At 41.4% G+C, this 20,536-nt stretch carries 15 protein-coding genes; 2 read left to right on the top strand and 13 right to left on the bottom strand.

Annotation, left to right across the window (positions count from 1 at the left end):
• Nucleotides 1–4 precede the first annotated feature (4 nt).
• The 10 genes from ABWV72_RS14620 to pssA form a co-directional block, all read right to left on the bottom strand.
• Nucleotides 5–1,156: a protein-glutamate methylesterase/protein-glutamine glutaminase gene (locus tag ABWV72_RS14620; RefSeq protein ID WP_303499480.1), complete on the bottom strand. Its 1,152-nt coding sequence runs from the start codon at nucleotides 1,154–1,156 to the stop codon at nucleotides 5–7.
• Nucleotides 1,157–1,188: 32 nt separating this feature from the next.
• Nucleotides 1,189–3,387, bottom strand: a complete 2,199-nt coding sequence (locus tag ABWV72_RS14615; protein WP_353371406.1) for a chemotaxis protein CheA — start codon at nucleotides 3,385–3,387, stop codon at nucleotides 1,189–1,191.
• A 13-nt stretch (nucleotides 3,388–3,400) separates the two neighbouring features.
• Nucleotides 3,401–4,168 (bottom strand): protein phosphatase CheZ, encoded by a 768-nt coding sequence (locus ABWV72_RS14610; protein WP_353371404.1) that lies wholly within the window; start codon nucleotides 4,166–4,168, stop codon nucleotides 3,401–3,403.
• A 34-nt stretch (nucleotides 4,169–4,202) separates the two neighbouring features.
• Nucleotides 4,203–4,586 carry a chemotaxis response regulator CheY gene (gene cheY, locus ABWV72_RS14605; RefSeq protein WP_216050069.1) on the bottom strand — a complete coding sequence of 128 codons (384 nt, stop codon included), beginning with the start codon at nucleotides 4,584–4,586 and terminating at the stop codon, nucleotides 4,203–4,205.
• Nucleotides 4,587–4,624: 38 nt separating this feature from the next.
• Nucleotides 4,625–5,356, bottom strand: a complete 732-nt coding sequence (locus ABWV72_RS14600) for an RNA polymerase sigma factor FliA (RefSeq protein ID WP_216050068.1) — start codon at nucleotides 5,354–5,356, stop codon at nucleotides 4,625–4,627.
• Nucleotides 5,353–6,219, bottom strand: coding sequence for a MinD/ParA family protein (locus tag ABWV72_RS14595; RefSeq protein WP_216050067.1), 867 nt, complete (start codon nucleotides 6,217–6,219; stop codon nucleotides 5,353–5,355). Before ABWV72_RS14595 ends, ABWV72_RS14600 begins: the two co-directional genes overlap by 4 nt.
• Nucleotides 6,216–7,574 (bottom strand): flagellar biosynthesis GTPase FlhF, encoded by a 1,359-nt coding sequence (flhF, locus tag ABWV72_RS14590; protein ID WP_342807296.1) that lies wholly within the window; start codon nucleotides 7,572–7,574, stop codon nucleotides 6,216–6,218. Before flhF ends, ABWV72_RS14595 begins: the two co-directional genes overlap by 4 nt.
• A 54-nt stretch (nucleotides 7,575–7,628) precedes the next feature.
• On the bottom strand, nucleotides 7,629–9,725 hold the full coding sequence (flhA, locus tag ABWV72_RS14585) for a flagellar biosynthesis protein FlhA (RefSeq protein WP_342807294.1): 2,097 nt from the start codon (nucleotides 9,723–9,725) through the stop codon (nucleotides 7,629–7,631).
• A 296-nt stretch (nucleotides 9,726–10,021) separates the two neighbouring features.
• Nucleotides 10,022–10,615, bottom strand: coding sequence for a PEP-CTERM sorting domain-containing protein (locus ABWV72_RS14580; RefSeq protein WP_342807292.1), 594 nt, complete (start codon nucleotides 10,613–10,615; stop codon nucleotides 10,022–10,024).
• Between the two features lie 204 nt (nucleotides 10,616–10,819).
• A complete protein-coding gene (pssA, locus tag ABWV72_RS14575; protein ID WP_216050064.1) occupies nucleotides 10,820–11,614 on the bottom strand; it encodes a CDP-diacylglycerol--serine O-phosphatidyltransferase in 795 nt (264 codons plus the stop codon).
• Nucleotides 11,615–12,071: 457 nt separating this feature from the next.
• Between pssA and xdp1 the strand changes: the two genes are divergently transcribed.
• Nucleotides 12,072–12,872, top strand: a complete 801-nt coding sequence (xdp1, locus tag ABWV72_RS14570; RefSeq protein WP_216050063.1) for an exosortase-dependent surface protein XDP1 — start codon at nucleotides 12,072–12,074, stop codon at nucleotides 12,870–12,872.
• A gap of 201 nt (nucleotides 12,873–13,073) precedes the next feature.
• Nucleotides 13,074–15,839 (top strand): XrtA/PEP-CTERM system TPR-repeat protein PrsT, encoded by a 2,766-nt coding sequence (gene prsT, locus ABWV72_RS14565; protein WP_353371399.1) that lies wholly within the window; start codon nucleotides 13,074–13,076, stop codon nucleotides 15,837–15,839.
• Between the two features lie 111 nt (nucleotides 15,840–15,950).
• Here the strand turns inward: prsT and clpB are convergent, their stop codons facing one another.
• From clpB to rluD, 3 genes are all read right to left on the bottom strand, one after another.
• Nucleotides 15,951–18,521: an ATP-dependent chaperone ClpB gene (clpB, locus tag ABWV72_RS14560; RefSeq protein ID WP_216050061.1), complete on the bottom strand. Its 2,571-nt coding sequence runs from the start codon at nucleotides 18,519–18,521 to the stop codon at nucleotides 15,951–15,953.
• A gap of 196 nt (nucleotides 18,522–18,717) precedes the next feature.
• Nucleotides 18,718–19,473, bottom strand: coding sequence for a peptidoglycan editing factor PgeF (pgeF, locus tag ABWV72_RS14555; RefSeq protein WP_216050060.1), 756 nt, complete (start codon nucleotides 19,471–19,473; stop codon nucleotides 18,718–18,720).
• Nucleotides 19,466–20,449 (bottom strand): 23S rRNA pseudouridine(1911/1915/1917) synthase RluD, encoded by a 984-nt coding sequence (gene rluD / locus ABWV72_RS14550; RefSeq protein WP_216050059.1) that lies wholly within the window; start codon nucleotides 20,447–20,449, stop codon nucleotides 19,466–19,468. Before rluD ends, pgeF begins: the two co-directional genes overlap by 8 nt.
• Nucleotides 20,450–20,536: the final 87 nt, after the last annotated feature.

The raw sequence follows: 20,536 nt of genomic DNA, 5'->3' as shown, positions 1-20,536 counted from the left end.
GTGTTCATTTTATTTGCATTTCCAACACTATACTCTTGGCAATATCAAATATTGGTATATTTCGTTCTGAGATATTGGCTTTCGTCACGGCTTGTGGCATGCCATAAACCACGCAAGTTTGCTCGTCTTGCGCCCAAATTTTAGCGCCTTTTTGTTTTAATGCTGCGCAGCCTTCTTTTCCATCAGAGCCCATTCCCGTTAATATTATGCCCAACACATTGCCAGCGTAAACCTGACTTATCGACTGAAACGTTAAATCAACGCTAGGTTTAAACAGATGATGAGCCTGGTCGTGAGTTTCTACGATATTAACGGTGGCATTGCGACTTGAACCTTCAATTAACATTTGCTTCCCGCCGGGAGCTAAATACGCACAACCTTTGACTAAACGTTCTCCATGAGTCGCTTCTTTGACGGTAATTTTACAATTGTGATTTAATCTATCAGCAAAGGCTTTAGTGAAACTACCGGGCATATGTTGTACAAGAATAATCGGATGTGGAAATGTTTCAGGCAGTTCAGTAAGTATCTTCTGTAAAGCCACTGGTCCCCCAGTAGAAGTACCAATTGCTAATAGTTCGTAACGTTTACCTGATGAACGGCGAATAGTTGAAAATGACTCTTTAACATCAGTTTGCGATGCCGCCGGTGCAACGGCAACACTTGAACTTCGCATAAATATTTGGGTTTTTGCCGTGGTTCCGGGAGAATTAAAGGCTGTTTTCGAGGCTGTTGAATAACGTCTTGCCACAAGTCCACGCTTTGCAGCAAGAGTCCGTACCCTATTTTGCAACAATTCAACAGACTCTTTGCTATTTCTGGCAATGTCTTCAAACTTTTTAGGTAAAAAGTCCAAGGCTCCAGCATCTAACGCGTCTAAGGTTGCTTTCGCGCCATCAGATGTCAACGACGAAAACATTAGAATCGGTAAAGGCTGAATTTGCATGATACGCTTGACCGCGGTAATGCCATCCATTACTGGCATTTCAACGTCCATAGTGACAACGTCGGGTTTTAGCTCAGTCACCATTTTAATGGCTTCTTCACCGTTTCGAGCAATACCAATGACTTCCAACAGACGATCTTGATTTAGGATATCTTTTACGCGTCGGCAAAAAAAACTTGAGTCGTCAACTACTAATACCCTGTATGCCATCGCGAAAAAGCGTCCTCTTATGAATTTGGTTATTATTTCTTTTTAGCGTATCGCTTTAATAAGCTTGGAATATCAAGAATTAAGGCAATCCCGCCATCACTTGTAATTGTAGCGCCAGCCATGCCAGGGGTACCTTGTAGAAGCGCATCTAGGGGCTTAATAACCACTTCTTCTTGCCCTATTAAGCCATCAACAACAAAGCCGACTTGCTGGGTGCCTATTTGCACGACGACCACATGACCTTGATTTTTATCCACCGTTCCAGGTTCTTTTCGCAACCAGTCTCGAAGATAAAAAAGCGGAATGGCTTTAGAACGAACAATCATAGTCAATTGACTATCAACCGTATTGGTTTTGCTCAAGTCCATATTAATAATTTCGTTTACCGCACCTAAAGGTAGTGCAAACGTTTGCTCTCCAACAATAATCATTAATGTCGGCAGGATAGCTAACGTCAGTGGTACTTTGATTTCTAAGCGTGTGCCTTTACCCAATTCGGAATTGATATTAACCGTGCCATTAAGCTGGTTAATCTTGGTTTTCACCACATCCATGCCAACACCACGTCCAGAAATATCAGATATCTCTGTTTTAGTGGAAAATCCTGGAGCAAAAATGAGATTGAACGCTTCTTCATCCGACATTCGAGCCGCCGCGTCAGCGTCTAACACACCTCGACTTATGGCAATATCTTTTAACTTATCGGGATCCATGCCTTTACCATCATCTTCAATGGTAAGCAGTATATGATCCCCTTCCTGAGACGCAGCGAGCTTTACAGTGCCTAGTGACGGTTTACCTGCAGCCAAGCGTTCATCTGGCATTTCGATTCCATGATCGACTGAGTTTCGAACCAAATGAACCAAGGGATCTGCCAAAGCTTCGACTAAATTCTTATCTAAATCTGTTTCTTCACCCTCAAGGACCAAAGAAATTTCTTTTTTGAGACTACGTGCCAGATCTCGCACTACTCTGGGAAAGCGACCAAAGACTTTCTTAATAGGTTGCATGCGCGTTTTCATCACCGCGCCTTGCAAGTCACCTGTCACAACATCAAGATTCGCAATCGCTTTGGTCATGCTTTCATCATTGATATTAACACCTAAACTTAACAGTCTGTTCCTAACCAATACCAGTTCACCAACCATATTCATGATCTGATCTAGGCGCTTGGTATCGACTCTTACTGTTGTTTCACCCTGGGCACTGGCTACTGGTTTTTTGTCATCTTTTTTGACGACAGCCTTGGCAGCTGCTGGCGAATTTGCTGGTTTTACAGCCACTTCTGCTTTGGCTGCTGGAGGTGGTGGCTGTATTGATGACTGTTTTGGCGCTGGTGCAGGTGAAGGCACTGGTGTTGGCGTCGGCGTCGGCGCTGGTGTATGTGTTGGCGCTGAAGCTTGCGCTTTTACAGCAGGTCCTTTCCCTTCACCATGCAATTGATCTAACAATGCTTCAAACTCATCATCTGTAATATCTTCAGAATCAGAGGTCTCTTCTGGTGAGGCACTCACTGGTTCTGGCGTCGGCTCTGGAGCTGGCTGGACTGCTTCAAATTTATCGTTTGAGAAGCCACCTTCACCGTGAAGTTGATCAAGTAAGGCTTCAAATTCATCGTCAGTAATATCTTCATCACTGGCACCAGTGATTAAGTCGGCGGGGGGAGTAACTTCTGCAGGCGTTGACTTAGCTGTACCATGCAGTTCATCCAATAGAGCTTCAAATTCGTCTTCAGTGATGTCTTCCATGTCGTCGTTCGACTCTGCACTAGAGTCGGTCTCGACTATCTCTTGAGGCGCTTCAAAGGCCGCTGGGGGTTCTACACTTGACTCATCTTTTGATTCAGGTTTACTCAATCGATGTAACGTTTCTAAGAGTTCAGGGGCGGCAGCTTCAAGTGGCTCGCGTTTTTTGACATCCTCGAACATCTGCACAACCACATCTGTGGCTTGTAAAATAACATCCATTAACTCTGGCGTCAGAGTGCGTTGTCCATTACGCATGGTATCGAAGACATTCTCAGCACCATGGCAAATATCGACTAATTCTGTAAGTGATAAGAATCCAGCGCCACCTTTTACTGTGTGGTAACCGCGGAATATCGCATTCAACAAATCAGAATCTTCTGGATTGTTTTCAAGATCAACAAGCTGCTCTTGCAGTTGCTCTAATAATTCACCTGCCTCAACTAGAAAGTCTTGTAGAATATCCTCGTCAACTTCAAAAGACATGAATAAGTTCCTCTTAAAACCCTAAGCTAGATAATAAATCATCTACATCGTCCTGATTGGACACCACATCATCGCGTATTTCAGCATCAATGATTGGACCTTCAGCTTTCACTGTATCGGACTCAGCTTTAGATTTATGAGCATTTTCATCTGCTTTTGAAATTAACGAACTTGTTTCAGAAGCACCAAAAACAGTCAACATATGCACTAAACTGTCTTCAACTTCTTTCACCAATTCGATAACTCTGCGAATAACTTGGCCAGTGATATCTTGATACCCCTGTGCCATCAATATATCTGTTAAGAATGCAGTTAATTGTTCGGTGTCTTTAGATGACTGTTCTAATAATCCATCTAAGTCCGAGCAAAGAGATTTAAATTCGCCAAGTTGTAACTGCCTAGTCATCAACTTTTTCCACTCGGGGAGCAAATTATTAATACCTGTATGCAGCTTTTCAGCAATAGGCATACTTGCTTCCACGGCATCCATCGTTGTGTTAGCCGCTTTTTCGGTCGTTTCTATAACATAGTTCAGGCGACTTTGCGCATCAGGTATTTCTTCATTGGCTAAATTCGAAATGCGATCATCAAGTTGAAAACTATTCAGAGAGTCATGGAGCTGGCGGGTTAATTTGCCCACCTCTGCAAATAATTCAACAGAATTGGTTAAAGAGGCTTCTTCGAGCAATTCGCTAGCAACTTGGTTATCTCCGCTTTCCAGCAATTCAACTAATTTTTTAGCGTCATCAAGAGACATTGGAGCTTTATTAGAGCCGGTCATTTAGACACTCCTAATTTTCAACACAGGTTAAATCTTAACCCAGTCTCTCAAAAATCTTGTCTAGCTTCTCTTTAAGCGTAGCCGCCGTAAAAGGCTTAACAACATAACCGTTCACTCCAGCCTGAGCTGCCGCCACAATTTGTTCTTTTTTCGCTTCAGCCGTTACCATTAAAACTGGTAAATGCTTTAAACTATCATCTGCACGAATGGCTCTAAGCAAGTCAATTCCTTGCATGCCTGGCATATTCCAGTCTGTTACTACAAAATCAAAATCACCTTGTTGCAACATAGGTAACGCAGTGCTGCCATCATCGGCTTCTTGAACGCTTGTGTAACCTAAGTCTTTAAGTAAATTTTTGATGATGCGTCTCATCGTTGAAAAGTCATCAACAACGAGGATTTTCATATTTTTATCCAAAACTGCCTCCAATGAGGATTAAATCAAATGGTGTTTTATTATTCTTCGTTAACTCGCCAAGATTGCATTTTGCTTTTCAATTTTAACATTGCTTGGCTGTGAATTTGGCTGACTCTGGACTCGCTAACTTCGAGTACCTCGCCAATTTCTCTGAGATTCAACTCCTCATCATAATACAATGACAGTACGATTGCTTCTCGTTCCGGCAAAGTAGTAATAGCATGTGCTAATGCTTTTTGAAATGAACCTTGTAGTAAATCCTGAAAAGGCGTGTCACTACCTTTATTTTGCTCAGTGGTAATCACATCTTCGGTAATACCTAAATCTTCAATACCGATAATTTTTCCAGCGTTGACTTCATTCAACATCTGATGGTATTCGGGTAGGCTTACTTCTAACTTTTCCGCGATATCTATATCTCTAGCATCTCTGCCCGTTTCACGTTCTACTTGATTAATTGCTTGGGTAATTGCTCTGCCATTTTTATGCACAGATCTGGGTGTCCAGTCGCCTTTGCGAATTTCATCAAGCATGGCTCCGCGGATACGGATACCTGCAAAAGTTTCGAAACTTGCGCCTTTTGAGCCATCGAAGTTTTTTGCGGCCTCGAGCAATCCAATCATTCCAGATTGAATTAGATCATCCACTAATACACTGGCAGGTAATCTGGCTAATAAATGATGGGCAATTCGCTTAACCAAGGAAGCATGTCTTTCTACAAGTTGAGCCAAATCGGCTTGTTGTTGATAAGCTGCTGCCTTTCTAATCACCTTTGTCCACCTACCACTTTTTCGGCGACAAGTTGTTCTAAGAAAAACTCTAAGTGTCCACCAGGTTGGTTGGGAATTGGCCAATGCATTGCTTTTTCTGCAAGGCCTTTAATAGCGATAGAAGCTGGCGATCCTGGAAATGCATCTACAATTGCTTTTTGTTTTCGAACTGACTTACGAATATTCTCATCGTAAGGAACCGTTGCTACTAGCTCTAAAGCAACATCTAAGAAACGGTTAGTCACTTTAGATAACTTTGCAAATAACTCTTGTCCTTCGCGCATGTTACGTACCATGTTGGCAACGATCTTAAAGCGAAACACGCCGTGTTCTCTGTTCAGTAGTTTGATCAACGCGTATGCATCAGTTAAAGAGGTGGGTTCATCACAGACAACCATCATTATATCTTGTGATGCTCTGGAAAAACTGAGCACCATATCTGATATGCCCGCAGCCGTGTCTACAATAAGCACATCTATATTGGTACGCAACTCACTAAACGCGCGAATTAGTCCTGCATGTTCAGTGGGGCTGAGTTCGGTCATTGATTGTGTTCCGGAGGTTGCCGGTGCAATCAATACCCCATGAGGGCCCACAACTAAAACTTCATCCAGCGTACATTCACCAGATAAAACATGGGATAAGTTTTTTTCTACTCGCAAGCCTAACATGACGTCGACGTTTGCCAACCCTAAGTCGGCATCTAACACCATGACGCGCTTGCCCATTTTAGCCATCGAGATAGCCGTGTTTAAGGTAATGTTCGTTTTACCGACCCCACCTTTACCACCGGTTACCGCAATCACTTTGATTAATCGAGATTGATTCATTCGTCTTAAGCTACTCGCTTGGTCGTCAATCATATTGCTAATGCCGATTTGTTTAGTTCTGGCTTAGCAGTATGAATCAAACCATATTTTTTATAAAGCTTAGCCGCTGCAGAGATTAAAAACTTTGCGTCTGCAACTTTAATATCTTCAGGGACTCGTTGTCCATCCGTCAAATAACTAACGGCTAACTTATGTTCAATTGCCACACTTAACGCTTCTCCGAGACTATAACTCTCATCGAGCTTGGTTAAAATACATCCCTGCAAATCAATATTGCTAAATGCACTCAAAGTATGCTGCAGCACTTTGTATTGTGCATTGGCTTGAATCACAACATACTTCTTGATATTAGCACATGAATGCTGATTTAAGGTATCTAACTGCTTGATTAGTCGAGAATCTCTTTGACCAAAACCTGCAGTATCTATTAAAACCAATCGCTTGTTACGCAGTTGGAAGAGTATATCTGACAATTCTTCCGCATTTTGCGCTTTTTTTACGTTACAGCCAATAATTTTTCCATAAGTCGCCAATTGTTCAAACGCCGCTATACGATAGGAATCAATTGTTACCATCGCGATTTGGTCAGCGCCATACTTTTGCGCTGCTCTGGCCGCCAATTTGGCTATGGTTGTGGTTTTTCCTGTCCCTGTGGGACCAACTAATGCAACAACACCTTTGTCGGCCAGAATAGCATTGCCAGTGGTTTGGATACGATTAGACAATAGTTTAAGTAAAAATAACCAAGCCTGCCTTTCATCTGCGTTTTCGGGAGTATAAGAGACTATGTCATCGGCAATGTGACTGCTAATGCCCATTTCAATCAGTCTTGAGGTTAAATACCCGTGCATAGGATGAGCACTTTGACGTTGTTGTTTTAGCAAACCAGAAACTTGAAATTGAAGTACATTGCGCAGCGAATTTAACTCATTTTTTATTTCACTAATGGCAGAATTCGAAACGTCTTCAGCCTGTGCCGTTTTTACCTCATGACTATTAGCTTCATTTTGTGACGTTGGCACGGCTGCGGCGGCTTGTTTTTCGAGTAACTCACGCAGGCTATCTGGCCCCGAGTCGCCAATAATTTCACTCAGACTCGGCACTTTTTGTTGTGCTGCTCGCAGGCTTTGTGGTTGATTAAAGTTTGCTGTAGTAGCTTGTCGTCCAGGATGCGCAGTTGCAGTTGGCTGTTTATTAATACCAGAATGCTTAATTCGTTGATTAGGTTCCGTAACAGCTTCAGGTTTTGCTTGATCGTACGCAGCAACAATTTCGATTCCTTCCGAAGTCTTCTTGTTGGACATAATGACCGCATCACCGCCAAGTTCTTTTTTTACTTGGTTAAGCGCATCGCGCATGTCTTTTCCGATAAAACGTCTAATTTTCACATTGCCCCCCAAAGAAGCATCTGGTCTAGTTTATATAAATTAGTCTGCGCCATTTTATTGACCCACAGCACTTACAATTCGAATTTGTTTGTCACTTGGAATTTCTTGATAAGATAAAACGTGCAAGCCCATCACTGAATGTTTGAAGAATTTTGATAACACAGGTCTGAGCATGCCTGATGTTAATAATACGGCTGGCTCACCTTCTAATTCTCTTTGTTGCGAAGCTTCAGACAACGAGTTTTGTAATTTTTCAGCTAAGCCAGGTTCAATACCGGCGCCGTCTTCTCCACCAGCTTGTAAAGATTGATGGAGCATTTGTTCCAAGTCAGGTGCTAGGGTAATAACCGGCAACTCTTGTTCGTTGTTATTAATCTCCTGCACGATTAAACGTTTTAACGATATTCTAACGGCAGATACCAACACATCAGGATCTTGAGTTTTAGGACCATATTCACATAACGTTTGCACAATACTGCGCATATCTCGAATAGGAACGCCTTCATATAGCAAGGTTTGCAATACTTTTACCACTGTACTTAACGGCAAGACTTCCGGTACCAAACCTTCAACCAACTTAGGACTGTTTTTAGCTAACATATCGAGGAGTTGTTGAACCTCTTCATGTCCAAGTAGCTGATACGCATTATTAGTTAGTAACTGGCTAAGGTGTGTAGCAACCACTGTTGCCGCATCTACTACTGTGTACCCTAAAGTTTGTGCGTGTTCACGTTGTTGAGGGCGGATCCAAACGGCTTCTAAACCAAAGGCTGGGTCTCGTGTTGCCTTGCCCTCTAGTTTTCCGAAAACCTGCCCTGGATTAATCGCTAATTCATCGTCATGACTAATCTCGGCATCCCCAACCGTAACTCCTAGCATAGAAATGGTATAGCTATTGGGGTTTAAATCTAAGTTGTCACGGATATGCACAGGTGGAATTAAAAATCCCAACTCTTGAGACAATTTTTTACGAACGCCTTTAATCCGGGTGAGAAGCTCACCACCTTGAGTTTTATCAACTAAAGGAATTAAGCGATAACCCACTTCTAAACCTATGGTGTCGACATGCTGCACATCATCCCAACCAAGCTCTTTAATCTCTTGCGGCTGGCTTTGTTCCGGCGTATTTTCCAATACTTGCGGTTCAGCAGCCTGCTTCTTGGCGTTCCAGAAATTGTAGTAAGCAACTGCCGCTACAAATGCACTAAAACCAAGAAATGCTATGTGTGGCATACCTGGCACTATACCCATCACGAATAAAATCGCGGAGGTAACATAAAGCGCTTTTTGGTTACCTAGTTGGCGTCTCATTTCCTGACCCATTTCTTGAGAGTCATTTTCGCGGGTAACAATAATCGCCGTAGCCACGGAAAGTAATAACGAAGGTATTTGCGCAACTAAACCATCACCAATGGTTAAAATCGTATATATTTCAATGGCTTCGCCAAAGGCTAAGTCATGTTGAATAATACCAATGAATAAACCACCAACAATGTTGATAAGCATAATGAACAAACCAGCAACGGCGTCACCTTTAACAAATTTAGAAGCACCGTCCATTGAGCCGTAAAAATCGGCTTCACTGGTAATTTCCGAACGTCTTTTTCTGGCTTCATCTTGATCAATATAACCGGCGTTCAAATCGGCATCTATCGCCATCTGTTTACCGGGCATCGCGTCCAAGGTAAAACGAGCACTTACTTCTGAAATACGTCCTGCACCAGCAGTTACCACTTTAAAATTGATAATCAGTAGGATAGCAAACACCACTATACCCACAGCGTAATTACCACCAATAACCACTTCCCCAAATGCCTGTATTACTTTACCAGCGGAATCTCCACCTTCATGCCCTTCCAACAAGACAATTCGCGTGGAAGCGACATTTAAGGCAAGGCGTAATACAGTGGCAACTAACAGTACTAAAGGAAAAATACCAAAATCAACGGGCTTATTGGTAAACACAGATACCAAAATCACCATAAGTGATAATGCAATATTGAAACTAAAGAGTATATCTAATAGAAATGCCGGCATCGGCAGAATAACCATGCCCATTATGGCTAGCACTACGATTGGAGCGCCGACCCCATTCATAAAGCTTTTTACCTGATTTTTGTCTACCCGATTGAGGTAACCTGCAAGTTCCATAAACAAATTTTTGACGGTTATTAATATAATATGTGGAATTGCAACAAGCGCGCCAAAACTGAAATGACTGTAAATTGACGTTCTTTACTAGAAAATGAGTTTACGAAATTAAAGCCACTCTACTCCGCTCTATCACGCTTAGTGAATAAGCCTGAGGACAAATTAAACTGCTCCGCAATAAAATAATGGAAATCAACAAAAAAGCAGAAATAGGACAAATCGGTATACAGGTGAATATATTAACAGACATAAAAAAACCTGGCTGACGCCAGGTTTTTTAAAACGAGAGAATAAATTTACTTAGCAGCCACTTTTCTGCGTACTAGTAAACCTAAACCAGCAAGCATAAGAACTAATGCTGAAGGCTCTGGAACGTATGTTACGGCGCCAAGTGTTGTATAGCCTAGCGCATCTAAGAATACTTCTTCAACATCCCCATTTATGTCATAAACAATCTCATCAATTGTAACTAAACCTTCATAATTACCGATATCTAACGTCAAAACGTAATCTGGCATGTCGCCAAACAAGTTAAAAACTTCAATCATGAAGTCTAGACCAGCAGTGGGATCAAAAGGATTGATTCCAGCAACAATGGGCTGATCAAACTGAACAGATTCGCTGTCATCCATTGTTAAAGACAAAGAGCCTAGCGTTAAGTTAACTTCTGCTGTACTTAAAAAACCGGCCCCATCCGCGTCTTCAGTATTGTACGTAACAGTACCAATCATCTGCGGACCTAAATCAATGCCATATGGATTAAAATCAGAGTACAAAACATCTGCATAGATATCTTGTTGAATAATTGCGCCAGCATTTGCTGAAAGAGACATTCCCAGTGTAGTGGCAATAAGACCTGTTGCGAGCAAAACTTTTTTCAAATACTTCATACTAGTGAACCTTATTATTGTTTTAAACGATTTCGTTCATTTTTATTGTTATATTTCGGTCACAAACTAAACAGTGCGACCTCAGCAATTAAGTAAAGCAATTACTGAACCAACTTATTTTTATTATATGAATCAGTAATTTATTATTACGTAACAAAATAAGCCTATTGAGATCGTTAAATTTTTTGACACTTAGTTGCTCGATTATTTATCGTCTTCAGTCGATTTTTTGGGTGTATCGTCGAAATCACAATCAGACTCTTCACGATCCCCAACTACATCTTCAAGGCGCACTTTATCAACACTTCGAAACGTATTTATAGGTCCTGCTAACGCATAGAGGGCAAACACTATAAACAACACTAAAGAAGGCGCCGTGGCAACAATGATGAAAATTAACATCACAATTAAAAGTCCAACAAAAGGTACCTTGCCGTGCCAGTCAACTTCTTTAAACGAGTTATATTTGAAGTTACTTACCATTAATAATCCAGCTAAGCCCGTTAACACAGCAACTACTAGACCGAAATCTTTGCCATCGACGTCGTATTCAACGCCAACCCAGACCATTCCGGCAACCAATGCAGCCGCAGCGGGACTTGCTAAGCCTTGGAAAAAACGTTTATCCGCCACACCTAGTTGGGTGTTAAACCTTGCCAGTCTTAATGCAGCACCCGCCACATAAATAAAGGCAGCCAACCAGCCAACTTTACCTAAATCGGTTAAGCCCCAATTGTAAGCAACAAGAGCCGGCGCCATTCCGAAAGACACCATATCGGCCATAGAATCGTATTCAGCACCAAATTCGCTTTGGGTATTTGTCATGCGCGCAACTCGACCATCTAGGCCATCAAATATCATGGCCACAAAAATCGCCACTGCCGCGGCTTCAAATCGACCGTTCATCGATGCGACTACAGCATAAAAACCCGAAAACAGACCAGCCGTTGTCAGCAAGTTCGGTAACAAATAAATACCTTTACGTTTAGAATCCGACATTATTCCCCCTTCAAAATGAGCGCACAAGATAGCATAATCCTGAATTAGCTCAAAATCATACACACCCTTGCACGGACTAATTTTAACGCTTCTTTGCGCAAATATACTGTTTCTTTTTGAAAAATGTTTCCTATTTGAGCATTTCCTTTATAAGTAAACGCTTATATCTCAAAATACCTATGCTACGAAAGTCATACATAACTCCCTTTAATCTCGCGGTATACTGGCTTTGAGAAAGATTAGAACGATAAAATCTTACCATGTCGCCATCTGGAAACAGGTAAGTTTTTTACTGTCCATTATTTTTACAGGGAGACAAATTGACCTGGGGAAATATTACCGAAAAAGCACTTAAGCTGTTGTTTACAATACACTTACAATAGTTGGTTTGTTTTTTGCTTAACTCATTCCAGTGAAGGTCTCGGCCTTTAGGTTGGAAGATGTAGGAATATTAGTTATGGTTAATAAAGTTTTAGCAGGATTTTTCGCATTAGCGGTCACAGGTTTTGCTTCAGCAAGCACGACCACGTATGAAACTCAGAATTGGAATTTCAGTTCTGGTGGAAGTTGGGGTTCTAATTCACTCAGCTATACTTCTGGCACTATTGGTATGACGGTAAGTGCTTGGTCATCAAGCGGCAACGACGACTGTCTCTCTGGTCCAGAATGTAATTCTAGCAATGTCTCTTATGACAGAGACCCGTACATTGAGAGCGCCCAGTTAAAACGTTACAGTTCAGGTCTAGGTGCAGTGAATAACGATGAAGGTGACTCTTCTCCGCATCACGCGATAGATAACAAAGGTAGTAACGACGGATGGCGTGACTATGACATGGTGTTATTTGAATTTGATACTGCTGTAGAGTTAACCAGCGTTCAAGCCGGTTGGTATAGTAATGATTCAGATGTCAGTATCGTTGGTTACACTGGTACGAAAGATCTCGGTACTACTCCATTTTCTTCGGATACCAAGTGGAGTGATTTGTTATCTGAAGGTTGGGGATATCAAACCGACAAGTTCAACATTGGCACAAACACGGCAACCATTGCCCCAGGTTTTGAATCAAAATATTGGTTAGTGGGTGTGTATAACTCTGTTTTTTCTGGCAATGCGGAAGACAGTTACTATGATGCGATTAAACTGAAAAACATCACAACCCGCAAAGGTGAAGGTCAAACACAAGTTCCTGAACCAGCAACATTTGCGTTATTTTTAGCGGGTGTGGCAGCAATATTCAGACGTAAAATGTCAGTCTAGACAAATATATTGTGACAAAAAGACGGTTCGCCGTCTTTTTTTATGTCTAAAATCTGACATTATCAACGCAGCAGTGCGCAGTAATTTATCCGCTAACAGTATAAAGTATGTGCGCTTTGCGGTATCTTGTAATGCAAAATGATAGCAATTCATAGTTACATAATTATAGAGAGATCATACGTGGTGAAACTGGCCAGAAAAATGTCCTTAGCTGCTTTTCTTTTAGTAAGTAGCCAGGTTATCGCACAAACCAGCAGTGAATTTTACGAAAAAGCTCTGGCTTCATTTGAAGATAAAGATTTTGAAACTGCTTATATCCATTTGAAAAACAGCTTACAACAAAACGAAGATAGCCTACCCGCTAAAATACTCATGGGTAAAGTACTGTTAATCAGTGGTTATATGTATGAATCAGAGGAAGTACTCGAAGAAGCATTAGCCATGGGAGCAGATCCCAGTTTAATAGTAGATACCCTCGGTAAGGTTTGGCTTTATACCAAGCAAAACGAAAAAATCATTGATAGTCAATTCAATAACCTCACTCCTAAGAGCCGAAACGATTGGCAAATTATTGTCGCCACCGCCCACTTAAACCTTAAAAATATCGACGCTGCACGCAAAGGTTATGAATTAGCATTAAAGAATGATCCAGCCAATATACGCACACTCAATGCGCTTGCGTCACTTGAAATACGAGATGAGCAGTTTGACAAAGCTCTGTCTTACATAGAATTATCACTTGCGCTAGAACCCACCAACGCTCAAACATTGCGTATCAAAGGAGATTTGTATCTTTTCCAAAAAGATATGCCAGAAGCCATAACTTACTATAAACAGAGTTACGCACTTGACGTTGATGATCCTATTATAAAACGTTCGTTAGTAAGTGCTTATCTGCAAAACCAAGATATAGATTCAGCCAAGCAGTTATTGGACGAAATTTTGCAACAGACCCCCGGCGATCCGACTGGAATGTTATTAAAAGCTTGGTTATTAGCGAAAAATCAATTAAGTGACGATGCCGCAAAAGAATTAGAAAAATTAAGCTCTCAACTAGCAGGACTTAGTGAAGAAAGTTTGCAAGATGATCCATCTTTGTTTTACGTCAGTGCTTTATCCGCTTTTGCCTTACAGAACTATTTGCAAGCCAAAACATTTTTCATTCAATATCTTAATTTCGTGCCAGATAACATCGAAGCTATCGCACTGCTGGCGCAAACTCATTTAAAACTGAATGATCCTAAACTTGCTTTAGAAGTTATGCAGCGTCATGAAAGTAAACTCATGGAGAAGCTAGATAATGCTCTGTTACTTGCCGAATTATATTTAGCTAACGATAAAGCATTTAAAGCGGTGGAAATATCTGGGAAATTAAAACGCCAGTATCCAGAAAATCCAAATGTTGAATTATTGGAAATTAAAACCCTAAAGTCGAGAGGCAAACTCGAAGATGCTTTAACCAGATTAGACCAATCCGAATATGCGCAAACAAATCTTCGTTTTGTTATTCTGCGCAGTGAATTATTAATGGATATGGGTAGGCTAAACGAAGCGGATGAAATTGCCGATAAACTGCTACAAGCGGTTCCTGAAAATATCGACTTTTTGAATTTAAAAGCTGGCATTCAAATTCGCCTAGGTAACCCAGCAGTAGCTGAACAATATTTAGACCAAGCACTTGCCATTAACCCTGAACATTTCTCTGCACAATTTAACAAAGCCAACCTATTAAGCTCCCGTGGTGAACATCAGACAGCACTGCAGATTGTCGAAAAGCTCAACACTATTCAACCCGACAATGTGCGGATTTTAACCCTGTTAGCTCGCTGCCAATTTAATGCAAACATGAGCGATGAGGCAGAGAAGAATTTAGAGCGGGTATTACAGAAAGACATTAATAATTTAACCGCTCTAGAATTGCTGGCCACTATTTATACTCAACAAGGTGAGCTTGAAAAAGCAATTAGGCAATTAAACGTCGCAATTAAAACTGAACCTGATATGGCCGTTTATCAAATGCGTCGAGTGGAGTTATATATTGCGTTGAAGCAAATTGACCGAGCGGCGCGAGAAATTAAAAAGATTCATTATTTGGTTAAAGATGATGCTGTAGGTTTGGTTGAGTTAAGTAAACTTCAGTTTAAAGCGGGGCTTTTTGATGATGCGAAACAGAGCATCGCTGATGCTTCCGCAATACATCCTGATAGTTTGTTTCTTGCCACTGAGTACATTCGCCTACATTTAGCCAGCAACGACTTGAATAAAGCTAATGATATGGTCAGTAAATGGTTACAGACCCATCCTAATGATTCAAGATTGTTGATCTTGGCTGGAGATGTGAATGTGGCTAACGACAACTTGGATGCGGCATTTGAACACTATTTACTTGCCCTAGAGGTCAATAATTTAAACCGCACTGCAATGTTTAAATTATACCAGTTAGCTTCCAGAGGCATTAACAGTGACAAGTTTGAGCATTTTACTACTGAGTTTTTACAACAAAATCCCGAAGCGCATTTCCATCGTAGTATGTTTGCGGACTTTTTGCTTAATCTGAATCGTTTTGAAGAAGCTTCGAAGCATTATGAGAAATTAATAAAAATTCAAGATTTACCGAACAAAGCTTATATGTTCAATAACTTAGCTAACATTTATGTTAATAAAGATTTGACTAAAGCGAACCAATATATCGAAGAAGCACTAGCCCTTGGAGCAGAAAATGCGGCAATTTATGATACCCAAGGATGGATCAAAACATTACAAGGCAAACATGAAGAAGGACTAACGATATTGCGTAAATCTTTTGCAATGAATTCTAATTCGCCTTCTAATCAATATCACTTAGCCTTCACTTTGCAAAAGCTAGGAAGAACAGGTGAAGCTAAAGCTTCTTTGCAAAGAGCCCTATCTTCTGATCAGGATTTCATCGAAAAGAAGCAAGCTAAAGCGTTGTTAGAAAAACTCTAAAATCATCGTTTGAAGTAAATAAAAAACGCCGACTTCAAATAGTAGTCGGCGTTTTAATAAACGGCCTTACAATGGGTATAGCAACAACAATGCTGTACCCAAATTCTCGGTTTAACTAATCTTCAATGAATCACCATCCATATCGATTCGAATAGTACTTTCAGCCTGAATCTCTCCTGCTAGCAGCCGTTGTGCTAGCGGATTTTCAATCTCCATCTGAATTGCTCGTTTAAGCGGTCTTGCTCCGTATACAGGATCAAAACCAGCCTCAGCGATTTTTTCCAGAGCTGCTGGCGACAAATCAAGTTCAAAGCCTTTTTCAAGTAGACGCTGACGTAAAGACTGTAACTGTATCTTAGCGATAGCTTTGATTTGTTCCAAACCAAGTGGATGAAACACCACTACATCATCAATACGGTTTATGAATTCAGGTCTAAATTGTTGCTCAACGATCTGCATTACCATATTTTTCATTTCGGAATACTGACTCTCTTGATGTTTGTCTTGAATTACATCAGAACCAATATTCGAGGTCATGATTATGACCGTATTTTTAAAATCAACAGTTCGACCTTGACCATCGGTTAGACGACCATCATCCAGTACTTGCAATAAAATGTTGAACACATCTGGATGCGCTTTTTCAACTTCATCCAACAATATGACTGAGTAAGGTTTTCTTCTTACCGCTTCGGTCAAGTATCCACCTTCTTCATAACCGACATACCCTGGAGGCGCACCCACTAAACGGGAAACCGAGTGTTTTTCCATAAATTCTGACATATCGATACGCACCATTGCTTGCTCAGTATCAAACATAAAGTTAGCAAGGGCTTTACATAGCTCTGTTTTACCTACACCGGTAGGGCCTAAGAACAAAAATGAACCTATAGGTCGACTGGGATCAGACAATCCGGCGCGAGAACGTCGTATAGCGTTACTCACTGCGTTCACCGCTTCTGTTTGACCAATCACTCGACTTTGCAAGGCTTCTTCCATGCGCAACAGCTTGTCTTTTTCCCCTTCAAGCATTTTGTTGACGGGAATGCCTGTCCAGCGCGATAACACATCCGCGATTTCGTTTTCAGTCACTTTATTTTTTAACAACTGAGTTTCTGTTTGCTCCGCTTCTGATGCTTGTTCTAATTTCAGTTCAAGTTCAGGAATGCGGCCGTATTGTAATTCTGACATGCGATTAAGATCAGAAGCCCGACGCGCTATTTCCATATCTAATTTAGCTTGCTCAAGTTCAGATTTAATGTGCTGTGTACCTTGCATCGCACTTTTTTCAGCATTCCAAATGGCTTCAAACTCAGAAAATTTGTTTTCTAATTGTTCACGCTCCAATTCAATTAGTTCTAGGCGTTTATGACTGGCATCATCTTTTTCTTTAGATAGCGCCTGCTCTTCTAGCTTTAATTGAATTATTCTACGTTCTAAACGATCCATGTCCTCTGGTTTAGAATCCATCTGCATACGAATACTGGAGGCAGCTTCATCAATCAAATCAATCGCTTTATCTGGTAACTGTCGATCCGAAATATAGCGATGCGATAACGACGCTGCTGCGACAATTGCCGGATCAGTAATATCAACAGAATGGTGCAATTCATAACGTTCTTTGAGCCCACGTAAGATCGCAATGGTGTCCTCAACACTAGGTTGATCGACAATGACTTTTTGGAAACGTCGCTCTAAAGCAGCGTCTTTTTCAATGTATTGACGATACTCATCTAATGTCGTTGCGCCAACGCAGTGTAATTCCCCTCGCGCCAAAGCAGGTTTGAGCATATTACCAGCGTCCATCGCGCCTTCGCCTTTACCCGCGCCGACCATAGTGTGCAACTCGTCGATGAATAAGATCACCCGACCTTCTTCTTTAGACAGTTCATTTAGCACTGCTTTTAAGCGCTCTTCAAATTCACCTCTAAATTTTGCTCCTGCGATAAGTGCGCCCATATCCAGAGATAGCACACGCTTATTTTTCAATCCTTCAGGCACTTCAGAATTAATAATCCGCTGTGCTAAACCTTCTACGATAGCGGTTTTACCCACGCCAGGCTCACCGATTAATACAGGGTTGTTTTTGGTACGTCGTTGTAAAACTTGGATAGTACGGCGTATCTCGTCATCTCTACCTATCACTGGATCCAGTTTGCCCTGCTCTGCTCGTTCAGTAAGATCTGTAGTGTATTTTTCCAACGCTTGACGGACATCTTCGGCATTCGGATCGGTCACTTTTTGACCACCTCGCATGGTTTCAATGCCTTTCTCGATTTGTGATTGGGTAATGCCTAGCTGACGAAGAATATCGCCTAGTTTGCCTTTATCTTCTAATGCAGCTAACACAAACACTTCAGAACTAATGTATTCGTCTTTACGTTTCTGGGCGATTTTATCGCTCAGGTTCAACAGTACAATGGAGTCTTTGCTCAATTGCACATCGCCGCCAATCCCTTCTACTCTGGGCAATCTATCAATTGCCTCTGCTAGGGATGAGCGTAAACCATTAACGTTAGCTCCCACGCTATCAAACAACGAGCGAATTGAACCACCTTGTTGATTAAGCAAAGCTGTCATTAAATGGACAGGATCGATATATTGATGGTCTCGGCCCAATGCAATCGATTGTGCGTCAGAGATTGCCATCTGAAATTTACTGGTAAATCTATCTAATCGCATAAAATTTCCTCAAAATTGATTTACCAACTTAATGGGTACTTTTAGTAACCAATTCAAGGTAAGGAATGATTAATGATTGATCTAGATCAGTAAATTGTCGATAAACGCGAGAGAATTGCGATTTTAATTTGGAATAAGGCCTAAAGTTGGATTTAGGAAAAAAAAGCTACTGAATTTATAGCAACTCAAATTACAATTACTGTAAATAAATACCGCATACAAATCGACCTGTCTGAGCTTGGCCGTGATGTTGGGCATACCGATGAGAGTAGAAGTCGCCATGATGAACATAAGTACATATACCACTTTCTACAAAACTACCCACACCTATTGAATGACACTTTTCACGGGCTATTTGGGCTAAACTACACAAGTATTTTCCCTTTTCCGTATCTTTAACAAATGCTTCAGGATACTGAGCAAATACTTTCCTCAAATCCTCAGATACTTGGAAATGTCGTTGCGAAATATGCGGGCCGACCCAAACCGTCAAAGCACCAGGCTCACAATTCATCGCAGCAATTGTGTTTTCAATAATACCATTGGCTAAACCGCGCCAGCCAGCGTGAATGGCCGCCACACAAGTGCCGGCAGTATTCGCCACAAGAATTGGCATACAATCAGCAGTCATCACAGCGCATACACTTTTTCTTTCAGTGGTAAAACTGGCGTCGGCTTTGGCAACTTCTAGAGGTAAAAAATAATCTTTTGTAATACGAATACATCGAATTCCGTGTACTTGCGTTAACCAAGCCACCGAGTCTGCACATGGCAATGCATCTCGATTAAACTGCACATCAGCTGGATTATCGCCAACATGCATTGCCAAATTATTACTCTCGTATGGGGGCTGGCTAACTCCCATTTTACGTGTGGTATAAAAAGCCTTAACACCTTCAGGCAAAGTCCAATGAGGCGTCCGAATTGGGCTTGATAACACAGCTTCAGTCATCGGCAAATCCATGTTCCTTGGTATCTTCTTTGAGAACAGATAGTAGTTCCACCATGTCATCTGGTAAAGGAGCCTGCCAACTCATCCACTCACCTGTTGTAGGATGAGATAGTTCCAATTGAATAGCGTGCAATGCTTGGCGTTTAAATCCTCTTAACATGTTAATCATATCTTCAGAACAGGCTTTAGGTAAACGTGGTCTGCCGCCATATAACACATCTCCAACTAACGGATATCGCAAATGGGACATATGGACGCGAATTTGGTGGGTACGGCCGGTTTCTAATTTTAGTCTTAGGTGCGTATGGGCGCGATATTTCTGTTTAATACGATAATGAGTGACCGCTGGTTTACCGGTTTCACGGACAGCCATACTGGTACGTTTAGTCGGATGTCGCCCAATCGGAGCATCAACGATACCACCAGCGACCATAGTGCCATAGACCACAGCTTCATATTCTCGACTAATTTCGCGAGCTTGAAGTTGTTCAACCAAATGAGTCTGGGCAGGAACTGTTTTGGCAACGACCATAAGGCCTGTTGTATCTTTGTCGAGGCGATGAACAATACCAGCTCTTGGAACACTAGCGACCTCTGGTGCGTGGCTAAGCAGAGCGTTTAATATTGTGCCGTCTGCATTTCCGGCTCCAGGATGAACAACAAGATCCGTTGGTTTGTTAATCACTAATATATGTTCGTCTTCATACACTATATTTAATTCGATATCTTGCGCCACATGATTTTCTTGCACCTGCAACGTGGCGTCTATGGATACTTGCTCACCACCAAATACTTTTTCTCTTGGTTTATCGCACACAGTCCCATTTAGACTGACACTTCCGGCTAAAATCCATTCTTTTAAGCGAGATCGTGAATAATCAGGGAACAATTCGGCTAAAGCTTGATCTAACCGTTTACCAATTAATGTTTCTGGTACATCTGTAGAGAGTTTTATCGCTTGAGGATCGCTGGGCATGTAAAATTGTGTCCTTAAAGATCTATAAAAATATAATTTCCCGCAACTGGCGATATAATTCACATTATGCGGGTACAAATGCAAACG

Origin of the sequence: Aliiglaciecola sp. NS0011-25 (genome assembly GCF_040370605.1) — a bacterium.
Classification (GTDB): Bacteria; Pseudomonadota; Gammaproteobacteria; order Enterobacterales; family Alteromonadaceae; genus Aliiglaciecola; species Aliiglaciecola lipolytica_A.
The sequence above is the reverse complement of the archived record's forward strand: the minus strand, read 5'-3'. Positions and strand labels throughout refer to the sequence as shown.

Excerpts from the sequence above, each read along its gene's own strand:
- ABWV72_RS14595 (WP_216050067.1), bottom strand. The coding sequence starts at position 6,219 with ATGATTGACGACCAAGCGAGTAGCTTAAGACGAATGAATCAATCTCGA.
- flhA (WP_342807294.1), bottom strand. The coding sequence starts at position 9,725 with ATGGAACTTGCAGGTTACCTCAATCGGGTAGACAAAAATCAGGTAAAA.
- clpB (WP_216050061.1), bottom strand. The coding sequence starts at position 18,521 with ATGCGATTAGATAGATTTACCAGTAAATTTCAGATGGCAATCTCTGAC.
- ABWV72_RS14620 (WP_303499480.1), bottom strand. The coding sequence starts at position 1,156 with ATGGCATACAGGGTATTAGTAGTTGACGACTCAAGTTTTTTTTGCCGA.
- pssA (WP_216050064.1), bottom strand. The coding sequence starts at position 11,614 with ATGTCGGATTCTAAACGTAAAGGTATTTATTTGTTACCGAACTTGCTG.
- prsT (WP_353371399.1), top strand. The coding sequence starts at position 13,074 with ATGTCCTTAGCTGCTTTTCTTTTAGTAAGTAGCCAGGTTATCGCACAA.
- rluD (WP_216050059.1), bottom strand. The coding sequence starts at position 20,449 with ATGCCCAGCGATCCTCAAGCGATAAAACTCTCTACAGATGTACCAGAA.
- ABWV72_RS14615 (WP_353371406.1), bottom strand. The coding sequence starts at position 3,387 with ATGTCTTTTGAAGTTGACGAGGATATTCTACAAGACTTTCTAGTTGAG.
- ABWV72_RS14580 (WP_342807292.1), bottom strand. The coding sequence starts at position 10,615 with ATGAAGTATTTGAAAAAAGTTTTGCTCGCAACAGGTCTTATTGCCACT.
- ABWV72_RS14610 (WP_353371404.1), bottom strand. The coding sequence starts at position 4,168 with ATGACCGGCTCTAATAAAGCTCCAATGTCTCTTGATGACGCTAAAAAA.
- xdp1 (WP_216050063.1), top strand. The coding sequence starts at position 12,072 with ATGGTTAATAAAGTTTTAGCAGGATTTTTCGCATTAGCGGTCACAGGT.
- pgeF (WP_216050060.1), bottom strand. The coding sequence starts at position 19,473 with ATGACTGAAGCTGTGTTATCAAGCCCAATTCGGACGCCTCATTGGACT.